The sequence below is a fragment of the Marinobacter sp. ST-43 genome, assembly GCF_030541085.1.
In the GTDB taxonomy this organism is placed as follows: Bacteria; Pseudomonadota; Gammaproteobacteria; order Pseudomonadales; family Oleiphilaceae; genus Marinobacter; species Marinobacter nauticus.
On record NZ_JASSVO010000019.1, the window covers coordinates 1 to 23,571 of the forward strand.

The 23,571-nt window shown below is 57.5% G+C and carries 23 protein-coding genes; 16 read left to right on the plus strand and 7 right to left on the minus strand.

Features of this window, described 5'->3' with window-relative positions; genetic code table 11:
- Window positions 1-486: 486 nt before the first annotated feature.
- The gene (locus tag QPL98_RS16415) at window positions 487-1,563 is read left to right on the plus strand and encodes an acyl-CoA desaturase (RefSeq protein ID WP_303293633.1); all 1,077 of its coding nucleotides are present in this window, start codon (window positions 487-489) and stop codon (window positions 1,561-1,563) included.
- Here QPL98_RS16415 and QPL98_RS16420 read toward each other — a convergent pair.
- A complete protein-coding gene (locus QPL98_RS16420) occupies window positions 1,560-2,540 on the minus strand; it encodes a D-2-hydroxyacid dehydrogenase (protein WP_011785683.1) in 981 nt (326 codons plus the stop codon). The genes QPL98_RS16415 and QPL98_RS16420 overlap by 4 nt on opposite strands.
- Before the next feature lie 200 nt (window positions 2,541-2,740).
- Here QPL98_RS16420 and QPL98_RS16425 point away from each other — a divergent pair, with 200 nt between their 5' ends.
- The 3 genes from QPL98_RS16425 (at window position 2,741) to QPL98_RS16435 (ending at window position 4,823) form a co-directional block, all read left to right on the plus strand.
- Window positions 2,741-3,967 carry a pyridoxal phosphate-dependent aminotransferase gene (locus tag QPL98_RS16425; RefSeq protein ID WP_011785682.1) on the plus strand — a complete coding sequence of 409 codons (1,227 nt, stop codon included), beginning with the start codon at window positions 2,741-2,743 and terminating at the stop codon, window positions 3,965-3,967.
- An 8-nt stretch (window positions 3,968-3,975) separates the two neighbouring features.
- Window positions 3,976-4,167, plus strand: coding sequence for a CPXCG motif-containing cysteine-rich protein (locus QPL98_RS16430; RefSeq protein ID WP_022990918.1), 192 nt, complete (start codon window positions 3,976-3,978; stop codon window positions 4,165-4,167).
- Window positions 4,168-4,256: 89 nt separating this feature from the next.
- On the plus strand, window positions 4,257-4,823 hold the full coding sequence (locus QPL98_RS16435) for a DUF1439 domain-containing protein (protein ID WP_011785680.1): 567 nt from the start codon (window positions 4,257-4,259) through the stop codon (window positions 4,821-4,823).
- Window positions 4,824-4,916: 93 nt separating this feature from the next.
- On the opposite strand, the gene QPL98_RS16440 is transcribed toward QPL98_RS16435, so the two are convergent.
- Both QPL98_RS16440 and QPL98_RS16445 read right to left on the minus strand, forming a co-directional pair.
- The gene (locus QPL98_RS16440; protein ID WP_199451889.1) at window positions 4,917-6,176 is read right to left on the minus strand and encodes an aspartate aminotransferase family protein; all 1,260 of its coding nucleotides are present in this window, start codon (window positions 6,174-6,176) and stop codon (window positions 4,917-4,919) included.
- 43 nt (window positions 6,177-6,219) lie between these two features.
- On the minus strand, window positions 6,220-7,374 hold the full coding sequence (locus tag QPL98_RS16445) for an isocitrate/isopropylmalate dehydrogenase family protein (protein WP_199451888.1): 1,155 nt from the start codon (window positions 7,372-7,374) through the stop codon (window positions 6,220-6,222).
- A 256-nt stretch (window positions 7,375-7,630) separates the two neighbouring features.
- Between QPL98_RS16445 and QPL98_RS16450 the strand changes: the two genes are divergently transcribed.
- Entirely contained in the window at window positions 7,631-7,870 is a 240-nt protein-coding gene (locus QPL98_RS16450) for an EAL domain-containing protein (protein WP_303293634.1), read from the plus strand.
- Window positions 7,871-7,893: 23 nt separating this feature from the next.
- A complete protein-coding gene (locus QPL98_RS16455; RefSeq protein WP_014420797.1) occupies window positions 7,894-8,250 on the plus strand; it encodes a hypothetical protein in 357 nt (118 codons plus the stop codon).
- On the opposite strand, the gene QPL98_RS16460 is transcribed toward QPL98_RS16455, so the two are convergent.
- Window positions 8,244-9,146, minus strand: a complete 903-nt coding sequence (locus QPL98_RS16460; protein WP_303293635.1) for a LysR family transcriptional regulator — start codon at window positions 9,144-9,146, stop codon at window positions 8,244-8,246. The genes QPL98_RS16455 and QPL98_RS16460 overlap by 7 nt on opposite strands.
- 144 nt (window positions 9,147-9,290) lie before the next feature.
- On the opposite strand from QPL98_RS16460, the gene QPL98_RS16465 reads away from it, so the two are divergent.
- The 5 genes from QPL98_RS16465 (at window position 9,291) to QPL98_RS16485 (ending at window position 14,258) form a co-directional block, all read left to right on the plus strand.
- Entirely contained in the window at window positions 9,291-10,502 is a 1,212-nt protein-coding gene (locus tag QPL98_RS16465) for an acyl-CoA dehydrogenase family protein (protein ID WP_303293636.1), read from the plus strand.
- Window positions 10,503-10,876: 374 nt separating this feature from the next.
- Entirely contained in the window at window positions 10,877-11,698 is an 822-nt protein-coding gene (locus tag QPL98_RS16470) for an SDR family oxidoreductase (RefSeq protein WP_303293637.1), read from the plus strand.
- 21 nt (window positions 11,699-11,719) lie between these two features.
- Window positions 11,720-12,784: a phosphotransferase family protein gene (locus QPL98_RS16475; protein ID WP_303293638.1), complete on the plus strand. Its 1,065-nt coding sequence runs from the start codon at window positions 11,720-11,722 to the stop codon at window positions 12,782-12,784.
- The gene (locus QPL98_RS16480; RefSeq protein WP_303293639.1) at window positions 12,784-13,473 is read left to right on the plus strand and encodes a histidine phosphatase family protein; all 690 of its coding nucleotides are present in this window, start codon (window positions 12,784-12,786) and stop codon (window positions 13,471-13,473) included. Before QPL98_RS16475 ends, QPL98_RS16480 begins: the two co-directional genes overlap by 1 nt.
- Window positions 13,474-13,487: 14 nt before the next feature.
- Window positions 13,488-14,258 carry an SDR family oxidoreductase gene (locus QPL98_RS16485; protein ID WP_303293640.1) on the plus strand — a complete coding sequence of 257 codons (771 nt, stop codon included), beginning with the start codon at window positions 13,488-13,490 and terminating at the stop codon, window positions 14,256-14,258.
- Window positions 14,259-14,330: 72 nt separating this feature from the next.
- On the opposite strand, the gene QPL98_RS16490 is transcribed toward QPL98_RS16485, so the two are convergent.
- On the minus strand, window positions 14,331-15,197 hold the full coding sequence (locus tag QPL98_RS16490) for a DUF6279 family lipoprotein (protein WP_199451882.1): 867 nt from the start codon (window positions 15,195-15,197) through the stop codon (window positions 14,331-14,333).
- A 154-nt stretch (window positions 15,198-15,351) separates the two neighbouring features.
- Between QPL98_RS16490 and QPL98_RS16495 the strand changes: the two genes are divergently transcribed.
- Window positions 15,352-15,612: a DUF2798 domain-containing protein gene (locus QPL98_RS16495; RefSeq protein ID WP_014420803.1), complete on the plus strand. Its 261-nt coding sequence runs from the start codon at window positions 15,352-15,354 to the stop codon at window positions 15,610-15,612.
- Between the two features lie 176 nt (window positions 15,613-15,788).
- Window positions 15,789-16,823, plus strand: a complete 1,035-nt coding sequence (locus tag QPL98_RS16500) for a fasciclin domain-containing protein (RefSeq protein WP_199451881.1) — start codon at window positions 15,789-15,791, stop codon at window positions 16,821-16,823.
- 74 nt (window positions 16,824-16,897) lie between these two features.
- On the opposite strand, the gene dacB is transcribed toward QPL98_RS16500, so the two are convergent.
- On the minus strand, window positions 16,898-18,469 hold the full coding sequence (gene dacB, locus QPL98_RS16505) for a D-alanyl-D-alanine carboxypeptidase/D-alanyl-D-alanine-endopeptidase (protein ID WP_303293641.1): 1,572 nt from the start codon (window positions 18,467-18,469) through the stop codon (window positions 16,898-16,900).
- A 249-nt stretch (window positions 18,470-18,718) separates the two neighbouring features.
- Between dacB and QPL98_RS16510 the strand changes: the two genes are divergently transcribed.
- Complete coding sequence (locus QPL98_RS16510; RefSeq protein WP_303293642.1) at window positions 18,719-19,486, plus strand: glutathione S-transferase N-terminal domain-containing protein; 768 nt, start codon at window positions 18,719-18,721, stop codon at window positions 19,484-19,486.
- Between the two features lie 86 nt (window positions 19,487-19,572).
- Entirely contained in the window at window positions 19,573-19,986 is a 414-nt protein-coding gene (locus QPL98_RS16515; protein WP_303293643.1) for a GFA family protein, read from the plus strand.
- A gap of 3 nt (window positions 19,987-19,989) precedes the next feature.
- Here the strand turns inward: QPL98_RS16515 and QPL98_RS16520 are convergent, their stop codons facing one another.
- Window positions 19,990-21,117 carry a PQQ-dependent sugar dehydrogenase gene (locus tag QPL98_RS16520; protein ID WP_272998981.1) on the minus strand — a complete coding sequence of 376 codons (1,128 nt, stop codon included), beginning with the start codon at window positions 21,115-21,117 and terminating at the stop codon, window positions 19,990-19,992.
- Between the two features lie 213 nt (window positions 21,118-21,330).
- On the opposite strand from QPL98_RS16520, the gene QPL98_RS16525 reads away from it, so the two are divergent.
- Window positions 21,331-23,520: a TonB-dependent siderophore receptor gene (locus tag QPL98_RS16525; protein WP_303293644.1), complete on the plus strand. Its 2,190-nt coding sequence runs from the start codon at window positions 21,331-21,333 to the stop codon at window positions 23,518-23,520.
- Window positions 23,521-23,571: the final 51 nt, after the last annotated feature.

Genomic DNA, 23,571 nt, shown 5'->3' on the forward strand with positions numbered 1-23,571 from the left:
GCTGGGTGGGAGCAACAGCGCCTGACTTCGAGGGGTGCCTTCAAGATGCCTCATAAAAAATAACCGCGAGCCATGTCGCGGTTATTTTGCCAGCTTCGGAGGCTGTTTTCACACAGCCTCCTTTGGGCTCCCGTTTTTGTTTTCGGCTTGCTTGTGTTCTGTAGCTCTCGGGGCTGGTGCTGTGCCGCAGGTGGGGAGGCTTTCCCTGGGACCGCTACAAGCACTTCCCTGTGCGCTTCTCTTTGGCCATCCATGGCCAAAGACATCCCAGGGAAAGCCACCCCACCTGCGTCATCATGCTTTGGTGATTGCTTATCGGGATACGCTTGTTACCCATTTTATGGGCGGGTTCCCTTTCTCGTTCTTTGGCCATTGTTTTATTGGGTTTTCTGTTGTAGTTTTCGGCTAACAAGTGTGCGCTGAAAGTTTGGTGCATGGTGGGTGTGTTCAACAGCAAATGGTGACAGGTAAAAGATGAACGCAGCAGTGAAACCCGAAACAAGTGTGAGTGCGGTTTTCGGAAAGCCGGACGAACGGGAACTCCGGGATCGCATGAAAAAGGAACTTCCCGCTGACACGTTCAAGCCGCAGGCCTGGCGGGTGGTCTGGTTTCTGCCCCTGCAGGCCATTATCTGGGGTGGGCTGGCGGTTATCCTGATGGCGGGTTTACCGTGGTACGCCAATCTGGCGCTGGCGTTGCTGGTGGGGCACACCATTGGTTGCCAGGCGCTGCTGGCCCATGAGGTGCTGCATGGTGCTCTGGGCATGAGCCGGCGCTGGCAGAATGTGTTTGGCTGGCTGGGGTTTGGGCCGTTGTTGGTGCCGCCGGAGTTCTGGCGCAAGTGGCACAATGTGGTGCATCACGGTAACACCAATACCGGTGATACAGACCCGGACAGCTTCGGCACGCTTCGTCGTTACAAGACCAACCCGGGCCAGAAAAAGTTTCATAAGCTGGCTCCGGGTTCCGGTACCTGGTACAGCTATCTGTTCCTGACTTATTCGTTCACGTTCCACGCCCAGCTGGTGCTTTGGATTCAGGCGAAACGCCGCAAGCAGTTCAAGGGGTTTGATCGCCGGAAGGCCATCGCGCAGGTGTTTCTGTGCCTGGGGGGCTGGCTGGCGCTGGCTGCGGTTTCTGGCTCTCTCGCGCTGTTTACGGTGCTGATTCCGTTCATGGTGGCCAACGCGCTGGGGCAGGGCTATATCCTCACCAATCACTTCCTGCGCCCGCAGACAGCCACCAATAACCCGCTGGATAATTCCATGAGCCTGCGCAGCCATCCGGTGCTGGACCGACTGCATTTCCGCTTTAGCCACCACATCGAACACCACTTTTTTCCGAAAATGGCCCACAACATGGCGCCGAGGGTTCGCAAGTGGCTGGAGGAAAACGAGCCGGAGCGTTATATGGCCATGCCTCACGGCACGGCGCTCAGGATGCTGTACACCACTCCGCGGGTGTACAAATCCCCGACGGAGTTGGTGGATCCTAATGATGAAAGCCGGGTATTTGATTTGCTGCCGTTACAATCAGAGTACTCAGCAGCTAATCTGAATTAACTCCCGGCGTAGCCAAGCTCTTTGTTCACCAGGTTAAACAGCTCACCCCGCTTGTGCCACCGATCAAAGTTCTCCAGGAACTGATCCGTGAGCGCCCGCTTCCAGCCGATAAAATCACCGGCCATATGGGCGGTCATGATCACGTTTTCCCGCTGCCAGAGCGGGTGGTCTGAGGGCAGTGGTTCCTCTTCGAAAACATCCAGTCCGGCGCCGGCAATCTCGCCATCGTCGAGTGCCTTGAGCAGGGCTTCGGTATTGACGATCGGGCCGCGGCCGATGTTGATCAGGCGTGCGGTCTTTTTCATGGCGGCAAAGGCTTTGGCATCAAACAGGCCTTCGGTTTGTGGCGTCAACGGCGCCGCAATCACCACGAAGTCTGCATGTGAGAGCTGCTCATAAAGCTCATCGTTGCCATGCACCGCCACGAAATCCGGGTCATCATGTCTCGGGGTACGGGCGATACCGTGGGCGTGCAGGCCGATGGCATTTACCAGCCGGCCAATCTGGCGGCCGATGGAGCCAGCGCCAACCACCAGTACCTGTTTGCCCTCGGCCCGTTCGGTATCTCTGTGTTTCCACTCCTGATTCATTTGCAGCCGGATGGAGCGGGGGAAATCCTTGGCGAACATCAGGATGGTGCAGAGTACGTATTCGGCGATGGTGCGGTCGAAAATGCCACGGGCGTTGGTGACCACCACATCGCTCTTGATCAGGGCGGGAAACATCAGCGCATCTACCCCCGCGCTGGTGGCGTGAATCCATTGCAGCTTGTCAGCACAGGGCCAGGCCGCTTCAAGGGCTTCGGTACGGAAGTCCGTGACCATCATGACATCGGTGCCGGGCAGGCTTTCACGCAGGGTGGGTTCGTCGCAGGCGAAGCGCACTTCAGCCCGGGCCTTGACCGCCTCTATACCCGGCGGTGCCGGCTCTCCCGGTGCTGTCAGAACGGTAACGACCGGTTTGCGTGAATCTGTCATGTAACCTCCGGTAATGGTGCACTCAATAACGACTGTCTTACTAGTCTGGTAGGCGGTTGTGGGCTGGTCAACCTGAGGCGGCCGGAACCGGTTTTTCAGGGGTTCGGTTATCCTTTAGTCCCGCTTGCTTGTACCCCCCCTCTTTCCTGACTAACCTGCAAAGGTACGCTTTTATTTACCCTGTCCCCCAGGAGGTGCTTATGGCGGAATCCGCGAACAAGGACACCGGCCAGACCAAGCCGCGTAAAGTGAAGTACCGGAAGACCAAGGCCAGTTGGAACCCTGCCATGCAGGCCATTCCTGTTTCGGGGATTCGTCGCCTGGTGAATATGGCATCTACCATGAAGGATGTGATTCATCTGTCGATCGGCCAGCCAGATCTGCCCACGCCCAAACATGTTATCGACGCCTACATTGATGCGCTCAATGCCGGCCAGACCGGTTACACCATGGATGCCGGCCTGCCGGAGTTGCTGGTTGCACTGCGGGATTACTATGGCAAGCGCTACAACCGCAAGCTCACCCGTGACAACATCCTGGTAACGAGCGGCGCGACTGAGGCCATGTATCTGGCCATTTCGGCCACCTCGGCGCCCGGGCGGCAGTTCATCGTGACAGACCCATCGTTTCTGTTGTATGCACCTTTGATCCGGATGACCGGGGGTGAGGTGAAGTTTGTTCCCACGAGGGCCGAGAACAATCACCAGCTGGATCCGGACGATGTAATTCGGGCCATGGGCTCCCGCACCTTTGCGCTGATTTTGAACAACCCGAACAACCCCACCGGGGCGGTGTATCCCCGCAGCACCGTGGAGACCATTCTGGAAGAGTGCGCCTATCGTGGTATCCAGGTATACGCCGATGAAGTCTATGACCACCTGATTTTTGATGACGATGATTTTGCCAGTGTCCTCAATTGCTCCATGGACCTGGACAACATCATGTGCATCAGCAGTTTCTCCAAAACCTACAGTATGGCCGGCCTGCGCGTAGGCTGGGTCATTTCCAGCCAGGCGGCGATCAAGTCCCTGCGCCGGTACCATATGTTCACCACCTCAGTGGCCAATACCCCATCCCAGTTTGCCGGAGTGGCGGCGCTGACGGCCGACCAACAATGCGTTCAGGACATGGTGGATATCTACCGGGAGCGTCGGGACAAGGTTGTCGAGTTGATTGATCAAACCCCTTACCTGACCGGCTACAAGCCCGGTGGTGCCTTTTTCGCCTTCCCGGACTTGCCGCCCCACGTGGATGGTTCGGATCTGGCCTTGCGCATGCTGAAGGAAACCGGTGTCTGCGTGGTGCCGGGGGACGCCTTTGGTGAGCACTGCACCAACGCCTTGCGGTTCAGTTTCTCCACTACCTGCGAGCGTATGGAAGAGGCCTTCGACCGGATCATCCCCTGGATGGCCAAGCAACAGTTCTGAGGCCTGGCATGTCGGCTCTGGAATCCGTCCTGATTCAATGCCCCTACTGTTGGGAGACGCTGGATATCAGCGTCGACCCGACCGTGCCTGAGCAGGAATATGTCGAGGACTGTCAGGTGTGCTGTCAGCCCATTGTTCTGACTGTCCAGTTGGAAGAGGGGCGAGTCGTCAGCGTGGATGCCCGCCCCGAGAATGAGTAAGCGCATGACCAATCGTTAATGCCAGTCAGTTGCGGTGCAGGGCGCTCTGGCGCAGGATAAAAGCCGACCAATTTGCAGGGAATCCAATCATGTTGAATCACGCCAAAGCCTGGCTGCTGTCTCTGTTCGTTGTGCTGACGGCTAGCGGTTGCGCAAGCCTTTCGCCCTACGCCATCTCCGAGGGTGAGATTGAGGGTCACCTGAAGGATGTGGTGGCGGAGTTTGATCGAAAACAGCTGCAGAGTGGGTCGCCTCTCAGTCTCAGCCTGGATGACGCTGATATTACCCTTGGGCCTGATGGTCGGGACGTAGCGGTGATCGACCTGCGTGGACAGGTAGCCCTGAATGCGTTGATGGCCAAGTTACCCGTGGACCTCGCTTTGAAAGTGGAGGGTGCGCCGGTATACGACAGCCAGGAGAAAGCAGTGTATATCCGCCGCTTGCAGTTACTGGAGAGCTCGATTGACTCGCCCTTTTTCAAAGGGGATCTGGCACCCATCACCGACAATGTCATGCGGGCGGTGGCTCAGATGCTGGAAACCATGCCGGTGTATCGTCTGGATGAAACCGATTTCGCCCAGCGCATGTTCGGGATGGTACCGATGGATGTGCGGGTAGCCCCGGGACGACTGGAGTTTGTGATGGCGGATCAGTAAGGCAGGATCCTGCCTTGCGGTGAGTGGAAGCAAAAAAGGCCGGGTGGATGACGTTCCTCCCGGCCTTTCTGCTTGCTGGTACCGGCCGATGGCTCAGGCCGTGGCTTTCAGCGCCTCTTCGAAGATGCCGGTGGCTTCGTCAATCTGGTGCTGGTTGACGATCAGCGGCGGCAGCCAGCGTACTATCTCCTGGTATGGGCCACACCGCAGCATCAGCAGCCCCCGCTTTTCACATTCTTTCAGGATCTTGCCGGCGCGTTCTCCGTCCGGGCAGTCTCCGCGGCGCATCTCCACGCCAACCATCAGGCCTTTGCCCCGGACATCTGCCATTTCCGGGTAGTCCTTTTTCAAACTGTGCAGGTTGTCCCACAGGCGTTTGCCCATCGCATCGGCGTTCTGCACCAGGCCCTCTTCCTGAATCACGTCGATGGTTGCTATGGCGGCAGCCGCCGCTACAGCGTTGCCGCCATAGGTGCCGCCCTGAGAACCCGGCCAGCCCTTGGCCATGGTTTCTTCTGAAGCCGCCAGAGCAGAAATGGGGAAGCCGCTGGCCAGGCCTTTTGCGATCATGATGGCGTCGGGTGTTACCCCGAAGTGTTCGTGGGCCCAGAACTTGCCGCTGCGGCCGAACCCGGCCTGTACTTCGTCAAACACCAGCATGATGCCGTGCTTGTCGCAGCGCTCCCGCAACCCCTGCATAAAACGAGCGTTGGCCGGCACATAGCCACCCTCGCCCTGAACCGGCTCAATCAGCATGGCCGCGGTTTCCTTGGGGGCGGAATAGGTCACAAAGATGCGATCCAACTCTCTCAGGCAGAAGTCCGTGGCCTCATCCAGGCTCCAGCCGTAATGGAAGGCGTGAGGGAATGGCGCGACGACCACGCCCCCCATCATCGGGCTGACGCCGGCTCGCAGGCCCACGCTGGAGGTGGTCATGGACAGTGAGCCCATGGTGCGACCATGAAAGCCGCCATGGAATACGATCACATTGGGGCGACCGGTGGCCTGGCGCACCAGGCGGATGGCACCTTCGGCAACTTCGGTGCCAGCATTGGAAAAGAAGAAGGCATTCAGCGGGTCCGGGGTCACGGCGCCGAGTTTTTCTGACAGTTCAGGTAGTCTCGGGTTCATGACTGTGGTGGCCTGGGCATGGATCATGGTGGCTACCTGTTTCTGGGCGGCTTCCACCACTTTCGGGTGACAGTGCCCGGTACTGGTGACACCAATGCCGGATGTAAAGTCCAGGTAACGGCGACCTTCAGGGTCAATGATATAGGCACCTTCGCCTTTGGCCGCGGTGATGCCGGTAGCCTGCTTGAGCAGGGGGGACAGCTTGCCTTTGTGGTCGGTCATGGACACCTCCCGAAGTGAATGGAATACCTCTTTTGCAGCCTAGTCAGGCCCCAAGGCGTTTACAAATAGCATCCCCGATTTCCCGGGTGCTGCGTTGTTCAGAGCCTTTCTCTGCGAGATCCGCGGCCACCGCATCAAACAGTTCCTGCCCGGCCTGGGCCAGCAACGGGTCTTTTCGGCCTAGCCAGTCCAGCATGCGGGCGGTGGTAAACAGCATGGCGGTCGGATCAGCGATGCCCTGGCCGGCGATATCCGGCGCGCTACCGTGGGTGGGTTCAAACATGGAGGGCATGTCCGGGTCGGTCGGGTTGAGGTTGCAGGACGGAGCTACCCCCATGCCCCCCGAGATCACGGCGGCCAGATCGGTCAGAATATCGCCCTGGAGGTTGCTGGCTACGACTACGTCAAAGGCCCAGGGGCTGGAGACAAATTTCATGCAGGCGGCATCCACCAGTTCGTGATGGGTGGCTACATCCGGGAATTCCCGGCTGATTTCCTCAAACACTTCGGTATACATGTCACCCCAGTAGCGCAGGGCATTGCGCTTGGTGATCAGGCATACCTGGCTTTCGCAGGTCTTGCCATCCAGTGTCCGGAAACTGCGGGTGCGGCCTTGCTGAAGACGTTCGCCGGCCCGTTTACGAGCCTGTTCAAAGCCGTACCGGATAATGCGCTCAGTGGCCCGGCGGGTGAACACCTCCATCTGGGTGGCCACTTCGTCGGGCGATCCCGGGCGCAGCCGGCCACCCTGACTGACGTACTCACCCTCGCTGTTCTCGCGAATCACCAGCATATCGATGTCCTTGGCACGGTCATCTTTCAGGTACTGGCGTGCGCCGGGGAGCAGTCGTGCCGGGCGTTCACACACCCACTGGTCAAAGCCTTTTCGCATGTCCAGCAGGGGCGCGAGCGAAATGCTGTCCGGTAACAGATAGCGCTCCGGGTCGTGCATGGGGCCCGGATCTCCCAGCGCGCCCAGCAGTATGGCGTCGTAGGCCTTGAGCTGCTCAAGGGCATCTGTGGGCCAGGATTCGCCGTGTTCTTCGTGCCAGGCGTGAGAGGGCCATGGAAAACGGGTCCATTCCAGTGGCAGGCTGTGCCTGGATCGCAGTGTCTCCAGGCATCGCACGGCTTCCGCGACCACTTCCGGGCCGATACCATCTCCGGGTGTTACTGCAATACGGGTGGTCTGGGCCATCCATGAACCTCCTTTTAAGAGCGGCTTGACTGATTAAATACACCAAAACCAGTGTAGACCCGCAGCCGGCAGATGCCACCCGACTATGGGAGGTATAGCGAGTTTTCGTTTTACCCGATTGCGGATGGTGTCTATAGTTGAATGTGATTGATTCTTTTACAGTTCCACCCGAATTCATTTCGAGCGAGCCGCTCTGGAGCTTCTGTGGATAGACCCTCTGTTCTTTTTGATGAGTCCCATTGCGACGAGTGCGCCTGTGGTGCTGAAACTGGATATGGGGCTGGTTCGCAACATTCATGCGGAACCCAACAAGCAGGCAGTGGTCTCAGGTATCATCACCATGATGCGCCAGCTTGGCGGCCGAATTGTGGCGGAGGGCGTGGAAACGCCGGAAGAATACTTCTGGTTTCGTTCTCAAGGGATTGCCCTTTACCAGGGCTACCTGTTCGCCAAACCGGGATTCGAATGTCTGCCGGAGCCGGTGTTTCCCGACTGATTGACTCTTAACAGGATGTTTCCGTGCTCTATCGCCTGATTACCCTGATTGGCGGCCTGGTCTTTGTGGCTGCCTTGTTTGCCCTGGTCTGGTTCTTCTGCAAGAAGTTTCTGGAACATCATGGCGTGACCGACCAGACCTCGGACCGCGCGACTGTACTGGCTACCTGGACCTTTGCCGGAATCGCCATCGGACTGGTGTTTGCCGTCGTGGGCGCGTTCGTGCTTGGTCCATGGGCGTTCTATCGCACCCTGCGCGGTCATGGTGTCGACATTGCCGATGGTGCGGCTATCTGGTGGGGCTTCGGTATCGTGGCGGTATCTCTGGCGATTACCGCGGCTGGCTTCTTCGGCTTTCTGATGCTGGTCGGAGCCTATTGAGCCTTTTGCAGGTTGCGCAGCAAGTCCCGAAACCACACCAGCGCCGGTTCCTGTTCATAGGCCTTGTGCCAATACAGATGCACATCAATCGACGGCATCTCCACCGGCGGCGCCAGCACTTCGATGTCGGTGTTCTGGGCAATGATCCGGGCGTAGGTTTCCGGCATCGTCAGTAACAGGTCTGAGCTCTCCACCACCCGGCAGGCCGCGTAGTAATGCTGGCAGCGTAGGCGAATAGTGCGCTGGGCGCCGTGGCGGGAAAGCTCGAAATCCTCAATACCCGGGCCCTCGGCCCGTGACGACACCAGAATGTGCCGGGCCTCCAGATAGCTGGCCATATCCAGCCCTCGCGCGATGACCGGGTGACCCTTTCGCGCCAACACCACCAGTCGGTCCTGCCTCAGCAGTTCATGGCTGGTCTGGTTGCTCACCGGCAGTAATACGTCAATGGCAAAGTCCAGCTTGCCTGCGGCCAGTTGCGTTTCCATGTCTCGTCTTGCCACCCGTTGACTCTGCACCTCCATGTCCGGATAGGGCGCGAGTTTTGAAATCAGTTGAGGCAGGAAGGTGGATTCCAGAACATCCCGAAGGCCGAGGGCGTAGGTTTTACGCTGGCTGGCGGGGTCGAAGGCGTGAAACTGATTCACTGCACTCTGGATCTGGTTCAACCCCGGGCGCATGGACTCCAGAAACCGCCGAGCCAGGGGGGTGGGCACCATCTGGTTACCCTGGCGGGTAAACAGCGGATCGCTGAAATGATCCCGAAGCCGAGCCAGAGAATGACTGATGGCAGGTTGGGTCAGATGCAGAGCCTTTGCGGCCCGCGTCAGGCTGCCTTCCCGATAGATGGTGTCGAAAACATGCAGCAGATTCAGGTCCAGTCTATTCAGCGCCATGATGAGGTTCCGTTTTCTGAATAAGCACAGGTAATGATAAATGATAAGAACAATTCAGTCGCGTAATAATGCGTTGGCTCCTAGACTGATTGCCATCTGATCGACATTGCGCCCGTCAGGGCGGCCAGCGCGAGGAGCTGCACCATGGATTTCAATATTTCCGAGAAAGGCCAGGATTACCTCAACCGCGTGAAAAAGTTCATGCGTGACGAGATCTATCCCATCGAAGAGCAGTACCACAAGGAGCTTGCCTCCCAGGATAACCGCTGGGTAGTACTGCCGGTCATCAAGGAACTGAAGGAGAAAGCCAAGGCCCAGGGCCTGTGGAACATGTTCTTCCCGGACGACAAGTACGGCTGCGGCCTGCTGAACTCCGACTACGCCCTGATTGCCGAAGAAACCGGCCGCAGCTTCATCGCCCCGGAAATCTTCAACTGCAACGCGCCGGACACCGGCAACATGGAAGTGCTGATCCACTACGGCTCTGAAGAGCAGAAAGCCGAGTGGCTGCCGAAACTGCTGAGCGGCGAAATCCGCTCCGCCTTCTGCATGACTGAACCGGCCGTGGCCTCCTCCGACGCCACCAACATGGAAGCCACCGCCACCGTTGAAGGCGACGAAGTCGTGCTCAACGGCCGAAAATGGTGGAGCACCGGCATCGGCCACCCTGACTGCAAAGTTGGCATCTTCATGGGCGTAACCGACCCGGACGCCCAGAAACATCGCCGTCACTCCATGGTGCTGGTGCCGCTCGACACCCCGGGCATCACCGTTGAGCGCATGCTGCCGGTCTTCGGTGCCTACGACGAGCCCTATGGCCACGGCCAGGTACTGTTCGACAACGTACGCCTGCCCAAAAGCGCCATCATCGCCGGCCCCGGCCGCGGCTTCGAAATCGCCCAGGGCCGCCTTGGCCCGGGCCGCGTACACCACTGCATGCGCGCCATCGGCGCCGCTGAACGCACCCTGGAGATCATGATCAAACGCGCCATGACCCGCGAAGCCTTCGGCCGCCCGATCGCCAAACTAGGCGGCAACCCGGACATCATCGCCAATGCCCGAATGAACATCGAACAGGCACGGCTGCTGACCCTGAAATGCGCCTGGGCGCTGGATACCAAGGGCATCATGGGTGCCTTGCAGGAAGTCTCCATGATCAAGGCAGTGGTGCCGAAGATGCTGCAGCAGATTGTGGACGATGCGATTCAGATTCACGGCGGTGCCGGCGTCAGCGACGATGATTTCCCGCTGACCGCGTTGTTCGGCTACGCTCGGGTTCTGAGATTGGCCGATGGCCCGGACGAAGTTCATCGGGCTATGGTGGCGCGGTTGGAGCTTCGGAAGTACAAGTCCTGAGTCGGGCGTGGGAGTTTTACTCCTCTAGCCTCTGAGTGCGGAGGTGGGCGCCGGTGGCCCGGGGGTTCTGAAAAGCGCTCCTGGCGGCACATCCATGTGGCGCTTGTGTTCCGCCATCCATGGCTCCACAAATTTTCAGAACCCCCGGCCCACCGGCTCCTGCGTGCTCAGTAGAGGGCGGTCAGAACAGCATGCTCAGTGGTATGGGAGTTGGTACCGGAGGGGCTGTCCAAAAATGTCGGAGGCCATGGATGGCCGGAGAGAAGCGCACATGGATGTGCTTGTAGCGGTTTTTGGACAGCCCCTCCGGTACCAACTCTTACTCCGGGGTAAAAAAGAACAGGAACTCCAAAACATAACGGAGAGAAACAACGATGACACAACGGGTATTTATAACCGGCGGGGCCAGTGGCCTGGGCCGGGCGATTGCATTGCGGTACGCCAAAGAGGGCGCGAAAGTCTGCATCGGGGACATTAACCCGGAACAGGGCGTGGCCGTTGAAGCGGAGCTGAACAACGCCGGTGGCGAAGGCTACTTTGTTGAATGTGATGTACGCCGCCTCAGCGACTTCGAGAAAGTCCGTGATGACCTGGTACAGAAATGGGGCGGTGTGGACGTGGTCGTCAACAACGCCGGCGTCGCCTCCGCAGGCTCCATCGAAGACACCACCATGGCAGACTGGGAATGGATCCTCGACATCAACGTACTGGGCGTTGTCCGTGGCTGCAAAGCCTTCACCCCGCTGTTCAAGGAACAAGGCTCCGGCGCGTTTGTGAACGTAGCCTCCATGGCCGGCCTCATGCTTGCCCCCTTGATGGACAGCTACAATGTCTCCAAGGCCGGAGTCATTGCTCTGTCTGAAACTCTCAGCCAGGAGCTGCGGGATGCCGGTATTCATGTCAGCTGCGTGTGCCCGGCGTTTTTCCAGACCAATCTGACCAGCACCATGCGTTCGGACATTCCCGGTATCCAGCAGAACGTCAACAAGCTGATGAAGCGCTCCAGCATTACCGCCGAAGACGTGGCCGAGGATATCTTCCGCAGTGTGAAAGACAAAGACTTCTGGGTACTGCCCCACGCCAAAGAGCGCCGTATGTGGATGCTCAAGCGCCACGCACCCTGGGCGTTTGACTGGCTGATGCACCAGGAAACCAAACGCTGGATGAGCAAGATGGGTGGCAAGGCGAACGCCTGAACACATCACAGGAGAGAATGAATGACACAGATCGACCAGGCCGTAGACATCCGCGAAGGCGAAGAGCTGGATATCAGCGCCGTCGACCGGTTCATGAAGCAGGCCATTCCGGGCCTGGAAGGCCAGCCGAGCATCAAGCAGTACCCAGGCGGTGCGTCCAACCTGACCTATCAGGTGGATTACGGCGACCAGTCCTACGTGCTGCGCCGGCCGCCGTTCGGCAAGATTGCCAAGTCTGCCCACGACATGCTGCGGGAAGCTCGCGTGATGGAGGCCTTGAAGCCGGCGTATCCCTATGTGCCCAATATTGTCGCCATCTGCGACGATCACAGCGTTCTGGGCTGTGACTTCTACGTGATGGAGCGGCTCAAGGGCATCATTCTGCGCCAGGATTTCCCCAAGGATTTCGAGCTGAGCGCTGAAGACACCCGCAAGCTGTGCCTGAACGTGATCGACAAGCTGGTAGACCTGCATACCGTGGATGCCAGGGCCGCAGGCCTGGACAAGCTGGGTAAGGGCGCCGGTTACGTGCAGCGGCAGATTGGCGGCTGGAGCGATCGGTTCCGGAAGGCTCGTACGGAAGACGTGGGTGACTTTGAAGAAGTGATGGCCTGGCTCAATGACAAGATGCCGGACGACATTGCCCAGGTGGTGATCCACAACGACTACCGTTTCGACAACGTGGTGCTTAACCCGGACAACCCGTTTGAAGTGATTGGCGTGCTGGACTGGGAAATGGCCACCATCGGCGATCCTCTGATGGATCTGGGCAACAGCCTGGCCTACTGGATTGAAGCGGACGATGAAGGCCCGTTCCAGATGCTTCGGCGCCAGCCCACCCACCGCCCTGGCATGCTGACCCGGAAGGAAGTGGTGGACTACTACATGGAGAAGTCCGGATTTCGTGCCGAAAAGTTCGATTTTTATGAAATCTATGGCCTGTTCCGGTTGGCGGTGATCATCCAACAAATTTATTACCGCTTCTACCACGGCCAGACCAAGGACAAGCGCTTTGCCGCCTTTGGCCATGCCGCCAACTACCTGGAGAAGCGCTGCCAGCGGCTGATCCGCGAGAGCACCCTGTAATGGCCACCATCTATCTGGTACGCCATGGCCAGGCCAGTTTTGGCAAGGAAAACTACGATCAGTTGTCTCCCCGCGGCTGGGAGCAGGGCAAGATTCTGGGCCGCTGGCTGGCGGACAAGGTAGAACCCGGCGCCGTTTTTGGTGGCAACCTTCAGCGCCATCGTGAAACCGTGGAAGCCATCGCCACCGGCTATGGCTCGGCCTTGCCGGGGATGCAGGTGCTCGAGGGCCTGAACGAATTCGATCACCTGCAAGTGGTGGAGCGCCTGCGCCCGGAGTGGGCCGATAAACAGGTAATGGCGCGGGACCTCTCCAGCTTTCCCAAACCTGCAAGAGCCTTCCAGCAGGCTTTCGAGAAGGCGGTGGCCCGATGGGTGAGCGGCGAGTTCGACCAGGAATACAGCGAAACCTGGCACGGATTCCGGCAGCGGGTTGGCCATGCACTGGATCAGCTGATTAACCTGGCCGATGGCGCCGATGTGATTGTGTCTACCTCTGGCGGTCCCATTGCGGTCATTGCCCAGCGCCTGCTGGAACTGTCAGACCACAAGGCGCTGGAAATGAACAACGTGATCGCCAATACCAGCGTGTCCCGTATTCTGTATTCCGGCCCCCGGCGCAGCCTGGCCGTATTCAACAACTATAGCCACCTGGAAGCGGAAGACCCCGCCCTGGTGACATTCCGATAAGCTGAGGGAACTCCATGAGCAACAAAAACCTGTTCGACCTGACTGGCAAAGTCGCCCTGGTAACCGGCGCCAGCCGCGGTATCGGCGAGAGCATCGCCCGCACGCTGGCTCATTACGGTGCTCACGTGATTGTCAGTAGCCGCAAGATTGACGGTTGTGAGGCCGTGGCCAACAGCATCCGTGAAGACGGCGGCAGCGCCGAAGCCTTCGCCTGCCACATCGGCGAGATGGACCAGATTGAAGCGGTGTGGGAGCACATCGCCAAAATGCACGGCAAACTGGATATCCTGGTCAACAACGCCGCGGCTAACCCGTATTTTGGCCCGGTTGAAGACACCGATCTGGGTGCTTTCCACAAAACCGTGGATGTGAACATCCGTGGTTACTTCTTCATGTGTGCCCGTGGCGCCCAGCTGATGAAGAAAAACGGCGGCGGTTCCATTGTGAACGTGGCGTCGGTTAACGGCGTAAACCCTGGCCACTTCCAGGGCATCTATTCGGTGACCAAGGCAGCAGTGATTTCCATGACCAAATCTTTCGCCATGGAGCTGGGCCAGCAGAATGTGCGGGTGAATGCCTTGTTGCCGGGCCTGACCGATACCAAATTTGCCAGCGCCCTGACCACCAATGAGGCCATCAAGAAGCAGGCCATGGCCCACATCCCGATGAAGCGTGTGGCGGATCCCGATGAAATGGCGGGTACTGTGCTGTACCTGGTGTCTGACGCTTCCAGCTATACCACAGGAGCCTGCATTAATGCGGATGGTGGTTACCTGACGGTCTGACACAGATCGAGACGCAAAAAGGGCCGGATGATACGGATTCATCCGGCCCTTTTTTGGTATCGCGATCCGTGTTTAGCTGCAGGTCAGCGCTGCAAAATCTCCTTTCAGCTCACTGGCCCTGGCCAGCAGCTGATCTTGATGCCGGCTATCTCCAGCCTGCAGAAGATCGTGCATCAAGCCGGCCATCGCCACCCGGCTTTCGGCCAGCATGGCCTGGTATTCCGCTCCTCTGGCGCGCTCTGAGTGAACCAGCAACTCGTTCACCTGTTCAGCAAAGCCGGACTGGCGTCGTCTCTCCAGCGTGTCGAGCAATGCCAATTGCCAGTTTCTCCGCCCTGTTAACCAGATTTCTGTTTGCCGGCCACGGTTCGCTGACCAGTTTTCGACGATGGCCCGCTGTTGCTGATTCAGGTCGCCAAGCCATCGTTCAATACGCTCAATAGTCCGTTCAGAGCGCGCCTGTGCCGTTTGAGCGGGTGTTCCCTCCAGCATTTCCTGCTCCAGCTCCTGCTGCTTCTCCGCCATGTTGTCGGCTAGTTGCGCTACCTGCTCATCCGATAGAGAAGACAGCAGATTAACGGCTACCGGAGTGGCCCGTTCCAACAATTCGGGTAAGAAGTCCATGAGTTGTTCCTGATGGAACAGAACCGTGGCCTCGCTCGGCTTCCCTTCCTCCAGATCTGATTTGAGGACTGCCAACCATTGCTGGTAACGGGGCAACTCTGCCGAGCAATGCCATTGTCTGAGCGCTTCCAGATCCTGACTCAACTGAGCTTCTTGTTCACCGGTCAGGCTGATGTAATCCTCTACCCACCAGACGACGCCCCAGTCGGCGTACCGGTAGGCCAGGCGCGTCTGACTGCAGCCCGCCAAAAACGTCAGTAACACCAGCCCGACGATCCAGCGGGCGCGTCGTGTTCCGGGCGTTGGGGCATCCATTACCTATGCTCCTTGGTAAAAAGCCGTATGGAAAAATGTTGCATGCTCACTAAGATGTTGCGATCCAGCATCGGTGGCAGTGTCTTCTCTCCTACGCTGCGGTCGCCTGATTGGATTCGGCAGTGTTCCATACGTTAAAACCGGGAAGGAAAACATGTCCAGTTACAAGCAAACGCGTGTGCGCCAGTTTGTTTTTGCCTTTTACATGTCCGGCATCATGTCGCTTTTGATGTCTGGGATTATCACCCTGATCAATACCGGCTTGACCGAGGGCTATTTCCATCGCTGGGGCGCAGCATTTGTGGTCGCCTGGACGGTGGCCTTCCCGCTGGTCAGCTTTATCGCACCAATGGCAGGCAAAATGGCGGACTGGACCATGGCCCGATTGTTTTCCAAAGAACGCCGGCCAGACTGATAAGGCCAGTGTATTGCTGCTATTCACCTTACAATTGTTCGCTTAAATGTAAAAATCTGTAAATCCGTTTCTCTCGCCTCACCGTAATTTGCTTTCGACACTGGTCAGGGACTGAATCAGTGCAGGTTCGAACCACTTTAACCTGGTAATCAACCCCTCCAGACGAGGCACGAAAAATGAAAGCAAAATACGCTTTACCGATGGTTTTAGCGGGCAGTGTCATGCTATCCGGTTGCTGGCTTGATGACGATGATAACGACGATAACGGCAGCACCGATGCTGTAACCCAAAGCATTCTCGAAATCGCTGTTGAGAACGAAAACACGACCATTCTGGAAGCTGCCGTTCTTGAAGCCGATCCATCCATCGCGGAACTGCTCGGCGGAGATGATCAATTAACGGTGTTCGCACCGACCGACGCCGCCTTTGAAGCCCTGCTGGGCGACCTGGGACTTACGGCGGAACAGTTGTTAGCCAACACGGAGTTATTAAACACCGTTCTTACCTACCATGTCCTTGCAACGTCTGTGGGGGAAGTGAAGGCTGCCGCTGCGATCAGCGTTGCGCAAAGCCCGGTCCCACAAAATCTCGTTCCAACCGTGAATAGTGAAAACGTCGCGCTGTCTATTTCACAGGAAAGCGGAGAAGACGTGCTATACGTCAACACGTCTCGAGTAACGGGGCCAGATGTAGACGCCACCAATGGTGTTATTCACATTATCGACAAAGTGCTGCTTCCGCCGCCGAGCGATCTCAGTGATACAGACTCAACGATTGCAGAAATCGTAACCGCGCTGGCAGGGGCTGAAAACGCGGAGTTTACAACGCTACTTGCGGCACTCCAGACCCCTGGTGCGGCAGCGTTGCTCACTGCAGCTGCGGATGTTGATGCAACCTTGACGGTGTTCGCGCCAACAGATGCCGCTTTTGAGGCGTTACTGACGGATCTCGGTATTACAGCCGGCGACTTGCTCAATGATCCGAATCTGCCAGCCATTCTGAGCCAGCATATTCTCGGAACTACGGTCGGCTCTCTTACGGCATACGCTTCTAACGGCGGAACTGTAACAACATTGGCCAGCAACAACTTGAACGTTGATATACAGGACAACGCTCTGGTTATCGAGGGCAGTACCGTCGTCGAAGCTGATGTTGAGGCGTCTAACGGCGTGATTCATGTGATCGACGAGGTAATTTTTACAGTCGACTGACAGACGAAACACGCTTTCTTTGAACAAAGTATGAATGCCAGGCCGGCTGCTGCAGCCGGCCTTTTTATATTGACTTACTGAATCGAAGAAGCCGGATTTTCGTCGGCAGACTGGGATAAGGTCATGCCCACGGGAGGCCGGAAATGCAGAGAGTAGAGAACCCGATCCAGAACCGCCTGGCCGTTCCATGCAGGGTCGTTGTTCACCATGCCGACAATGGCCCAGGTGGTGTTGTTATCGTCCCGGGTGAACCCGGCGATTGAGCGAACATTCTCCAGATAACCGGTCTTGATTCGGCCTTCGCCATCCATGCCGGTGTTGCGAAGCCGGCGTGCCATGGTTCCGTCCATCGCGATAATGGGCATGGAGGCCATCAGGTCGGAAGCGTAGGGGCTGTCCCAGGCCTGTTCTAGTATCTGGGCGCCTTGCCTGGCCGTGATGCGACCATGACGGGTTAGCCCGGCGCCATTGTCAATCACCATGCCAGCGGTGTTGATGCCCATATTCTCCAGCCATTCGTACACCGTGCGGATACCGGCTACCCGATCGTCTTTGTCATCTTCTTTGCGGAACTCGGCGCCAATGGTCAGCAGTATCTGGCGGGCCATGACGTTGCTGCTCCATTTGTTGATGTCTCGCACCATGGAGACCAGATCTGGTGAGGTGGTGCGCATGATCAGCCGTGCGTCTTCCGGTGTGCCCTCAAAGCGGTCGCCACCACTGACAATAATGCCCATTTCCGATAGCACAGAACGAATCACGGAAGCAGAGTACCGTTCGTGCGGTAGCAGAGACAGATAGGTGGTGCTGCGGCAGCCTTGCGGTAACTGTCCGGTTACCCGAACCGTTACCTGATGGTTTTCATGAAATACCGGTTCCCAATCAAACCGGCTGCGGGCAGGGCAGGGACCTTCCGGTAATGCGGTTACCCGGTTATCAATGGAGACTTCGCCCAGATCCGGGGTTGTCCAGGCCTGTGTTCCACGCTCATCGGCGCGTACCTGAAAATGCAGCAGATTCAGGTTGGTAAGATAGCCGGAGGGTTCCACCAGAAAGGGGGCGTGGGGGTTGTCGCCGTTATCCTCGAACGCCGGGAAGCCGCCGTCGACCCGGAAATAGCTGCCATCCAGTACCAGGTCGCCTTCAATACGGTTGATGCCCATGCTCTTGAGTTCACGCAGGGTGCTCCAGAGCCGTTCCAGGGTCAGTTTGGGGTCGCCACCGAAGCGTACGTAGAGGTTTCCTTTCAGGCTGTCGCCCACCATCATGCCGTCTGTGAGGAAATCGGTATTCCAGTGGTGGGTAGGGCCCAGGAGTTCCAGGGCGGCATAGGTGGTTACCAGCTTCATGATGGAGCCCGGGCTCATCAGTGTGTCAGCGTTTACATACTGCTCAATGCCGGGGCCGTTCAGGGGAATGGCGGCCACACTCAGGGCTTCATCGCTGTTCAGGGATTTGCTGGCATAACTTCGGATCTGGCTGGCCCAGTGACGGGAGCTGGCGAAGGCCTCTTCCGCAGAGGTCTGTTCTTGAGCGAAAGCCTGGCCGAGCGGGGCGCTGGCCAACACGATGGCCAGCGCCACTGCTCCTGACGCAAATCTGCCTGTGGCAAGACCTTTGCCTGCCTGCAACCCCTGAGTATTCATGACCGGAACCCGTTGTTGTGTTCTCTTTGTACAATAGCCCATTCTGTGCGTATGTACTATGCAGAAAAGCTATACATGACGTTAAAAAATGGCAGTAGAGTCTTTGTTTATATTGAGTTTTTGTGACATCGAGTAAGTGGCCTGAAGAATCAGTGAGTTAGTATGACGCCAGCCCAGGGGCCAGCGGGCCAATGGGCACAGATTCTCCTGTGGGACAATGGAGAAAATGACGAAAACAAGGGAGCGATCATGTTAAAAACGCTGAAGCATCAAGTGAATGTGCTGGAATCGGTGGCCACTTCTTCTTTTGCAGCCTGGCGCGGGTGCCTGGTTATCAAGGCTGTTCCGCAACCTGAGAAGCCGCTGGTTCTCTATGACATTGAAGCCTGTCCATACTGCCGACGTGTTCGTGAGGTGCTGACGGCATTGCATCTGGACGTTGAGATTCGACCCTGCCCGAAGGGTGGTCGGGTATTCCGCCCGGAAGCCGAGACCCTGGGGGGCAAACAGCAGTTTCCCCTGCTGCATGACCACAACACCGGCGAAGTGCTGTATGAATCCGAGGCGATTATCGAGTATCTGTTCCGCCAGTATGCTCATCGTTCCGTGCCTCGCTACTACCAGAGCCGGCCCTGGCAACCGGCGCTCGGTGCTGCGGGCTCCGGAGCCAGTGAACTTCGCGGAATGCGTGCGCGGCCAGCCCGGCGCCCTGAGCAGGGGCTTCACTTGTGGAGTTTCGAAGGCAGCCCGTTCTCGCGCCTGATTCGGGAAAAGCTGTGTGAATACGAGATTCCGTACACCTTGCATAATCTGGGCAAGGAACACTGGACCGAAGCAGGACCTGCCCGGCAGCGCATCAAACCCGGCCCCTATCTGCCAATCCCGGGCGGCAAGCGGGACGCGTTTTTCCAGCAACATGGCCGGGTTCAGGTGCCCTATCTGGAAGATCCCAATACCGGGGAGGGGCTGTTTGAATCGGCTCGCATTCTTGCTTATCTGGAAAAAAACTACGGGTAACGAGTTTGCGGAACTAGGGCTGCTAATCCGGCTGCCAGCCGGTATCATCTGCGCGATCAGTGAGCCTTCGCGGAGCCAGGAGTGTTATGTATACCGGCCAGTGTCTTTGTGGTGATATCCAGTTTGAATACGACGGCCCGATTGGGCCCATAGCGCTGTGCCATTGCAGCCAGTGCCGTCGCAATCATGGCAGTGCCTTTTCGGCCAGTGCGCCGGTTCAGGCTGTCCGGTTCCGGTTTACTGTCGGTGAAGACCGGATCACCGAATTTGAATCCCGGCCCGGCAAATACCGGGCCTTCTGTAGCCGTTGCGGAAGCCCTCTTTACAGCCGGGTCGACGCTATTCCGGGCATCCTCCGGCTGCGCATTGGTGTGATTAACGAGCCGCTGGGCAAAAAAGCAGCCCAGCACGTCTACGTAGGGTCGAAATCTGATTGGTTCGAGATCACCGACAACCTGCCACAGTTCGAAAAAACTGAAAGAACCAACGATCCGCACTGAACCTCAATCGGCCGGCACCATCCGGTATACCTTGCCGTTGTCCGAGTCGGTCAGCAGCCAGAGTGCGCCGTCTGGCCCCATACGCACATCGCGGATACGTTCACCCAGGTCGGTGAGCAGATCTTCCTCCTCGATGACTTTTTCTCCGTCGAGGGACAAGCGCACCAGTTTCTGAAGCTTCAGGGCGCCGACAAAAAGATCGCCCTGCCACTGAGGGAACAGATCTCCGGTGTAGAACGCCATGCCAGAGGGCGCAATGGATGGGTCCCAGTAATGCAGTGGTTCTGTGATGCCTTCCATCGTGGTACGACTGGAGATCGGCAGGCCCGAGTAGTCAATGCCGTAGGTGACCTTGGGCCAGCCATAGTTATTACCCGCGCGAAGGACGTTGACCTCATCGCCGCCCCGGGGGCCATGTTCATGGCTCCAGATCTCACCGGTTTGTGGGTGCCGGGTCATACCCTGAATGTTGCGGTTGCCATAGGTGAAGAAAGACGCGTTGAAGCCGCTTTGATCGGCAAAGGGGTTGTCCTCTGCCGGCTCACCGCTGATGGTGATTCTGTGAACGCCACCGGCATCGTCTGCGGTATCCTGAGCACGATCCATTTCACCCCGGTCACCGACTGAGATGTATAGATTGCCGTCGCGATCAAACTGCATCCGGCCTGCGAAGTGCCGGCTGGTGTTTGAGCGGGGAAGAGCCTCGAAGATCACCTCGACATCTTGCAAAGAGTTGTCAGCCAGAGTTGCCCGGGCAACCCGTGTGGTCATGCCCTCGCGATTACGATGCGCGTAGCTAAGGAATAACAGCCGGTTAGCCTCGAAATCCGGATGCAGCAGTACATCCAGCAGACCACCCTGGCCCGAAACGACTAGCTCCGGCAGGCCTTTGACTGGTTCACTGCGAAGTTGCCCATCTTCCAGAATTCGCAAACGGCCTTCCCTTTCGGTAATCAGTGCAGATCCGTCGGGCAGGAAAGCGATGGCCCAGGGGTGTTCCAGCCCCGCGGCTACGGTTTCCAGATGAAAGTCTGCCTTATCAGATTGAAAGGTCTGGTTTGCCTGTGTGGCCAGGGCTGCCGAGACCAGTAGGCTGGCCAGAGGCCACTTCCAGAATTTGCGCTTGAACATATCCGTCTCCGCCTCTCTGTTGTTCTTAGAGATCTTCAGCACCTGCAATAACCATAGCAGGTCGTGGTATTGCGGCCGATGCGAGCCTCTGGAGATATAGAGTTTCGCGATAATTTCGGATCATTTGCATTTGGTGTTTCAAATCTAAACCATTCGCATTAACATAGTGGGGTTTAAAAATGACGTGGTCTTAATCAACCAAGGAGCCGTTAGATGTCTCTGAATCCGGAGCCCCGATTTAGAAGAAAAACCCTGATCACTGCCATGATGTGTGCGACTCTGCCAGGACTGGCAGCAGCGCAGGGCAGCGAACCGAAGGCATTGGAAGCCCTGGATGTTACCGCAAGCCGTGGCCAGGTGGCCTCGGAAGCGACGGAGAGTTACATTAGCGGAGCCAGCACAACCTCCATGAAGATGGAGCTGTCACACCGGGAGGTCCCCCAGGCCGTCACGGTCATTACCCGCGAACAGATGGACGATTTCGCCCAGAACGACATCAACGATGTTCTGGAAGGCACCACCGGTGTCACCGTAGAGTCGGTGGAAACAGACCGCACGTACTACACCTCACGTGGTTTCGATATCAACAACTTCCAGTACGACGGTGTTGGCATGCCGGCGGTATATGACAACGTTCAGGGTGAGCTGGACACCGCCTTCTTTGATCGCGTGGAGGTGGTTCGGGGCGCCAACGGTTTGATGACCGGTTCCGGCAGCCCGGCCGCGACAGTCAACTTTATCCGCAAGCGCCCAACCGCTGACACCAATGCCTCGGTTGCGGTGACTGGTGGTTCCTGGGACAAAAAACGGATTGTCGGTGATGTTTCCGGTGCCGTGTCTGAATCCGGTGCGGTGCGCGGCCGGGTGGTTGCCGGTTATGAGGACAAAGGCTCCTACCTTGACCGGTATAACAACGAAAAGCAGATGTTCTACGGGGTGCTGGAAGCAGACCTGACCGATACCACGTTGCTAACTCTTGGCCACGCCATTCAGACGTCTGATACAGACAGTCCGTTGTGGGGTGCGCTGCCTTTGTTCTACTCCGATGGCTCAGCGACGGATTTTGCGCGTTCAACCAGCACGGCTTCAGACTGGTCCTACTGGGACAACACCCAGCACAACAGCTTTGTTGAATTGCGTCAGGAGCTTGCTGGTGGCTGGAGAGCCACGGGCACGGTGTTCCGTTTGGAGAATGAAAGTGATTCTGAGCTTTTATATCAGTTCGGGACTCCGGATCGGCAAACCGGCCAGGGGCTGTTTGCCTATCCAAGTCAATACGACCTGGATGTGGAACAATGGGTGGTCGATGCGTATGCCACTGGCCCCTTCACCCTGGCCGATAGAACTCACGAACTGGTGGTTGGGGTCAATTGGTCCCGTTCAGAAACCGAAGATGAGTCGCGGTTCGATTATAACTACACACAGGGTGTTTTCGTTCCGCTGCCTCCTCTCAATGACTGGGATGGCAATTTTGCCAAGCCAGACTTGGTCTATGCTCCTTCGGGCTCTGACTGGACCGACCGCGAAACGTCCACCTATGCTGCCGCTCGTTGGTCGCTGACCGATCAACTCACCGCCATTACAGGGCTCCGTCTGACCTGGCTGGATAACAAGGGCGAAAGCTACGGAGCGACCAAGGAAAGCAGCTACGATGCCGTGAAAACACCCTATGCAGGTCTGATCTACGACATCAATGACGATCATTCGGTCTACGCCAGCTATACCGAGATTTTCACTCCCCAGACTGAGGTGGACATCAATCGTGATCGACTGGATCCGATTGACGGGGTCAACTACGAGCTGGGCCTGAAAAGTGAGTTTCAGAACGACCGTGTGAATACCACTATTGCTTTGTTCCAGACTGAGCAGAAGAACGTAGCCGAGGCAGAAGGCGTGTTCGCCGGAACCAATGATTCTTACTACACCGCTGTGGATGGGTTGACCAGCCAGGGTGTGGAAGCCGAAATAGTGGGTGATCTCACCGACCGAATCCAGCTCTTCGCCGGTTATACCTATGTGGATATTGAGGACAAGGATGGTAAAGGGGCCAAGTCCTTCGTGCCAGAGCATCTAGCCCAGTTGCGCGCTACCTGGAAGGTGCCTGGGGTCGAAGGGTTGAAGCTTGGTGGCAAGGTACGCTGGCAGTCTGAGATTACCCAGGAACAGGGTGTTGCGACTACCGGCCCGAATGCCGGTGAGACCATCGTCACAGAGCAGGACAGCTATGCGGTGCTGGATCTGATGGCAAGCTATGATTTCGCCCGACACTGGAATGCAACCCTGAACGTAAACAACGTTACCGACGAGAAGTACATCGAGAGCCTGAAGAAATTTGGTGCCTCGGCCCAGGGTTTCTACGGTGAGCCGGCCAATGCCAGCCTGACCGTTTCCTGGGTGTATTAATCACAGGGTGGGGCAGTCGGCGCTGCGCTGGCTGCCCCGGTTTTTGTTGAT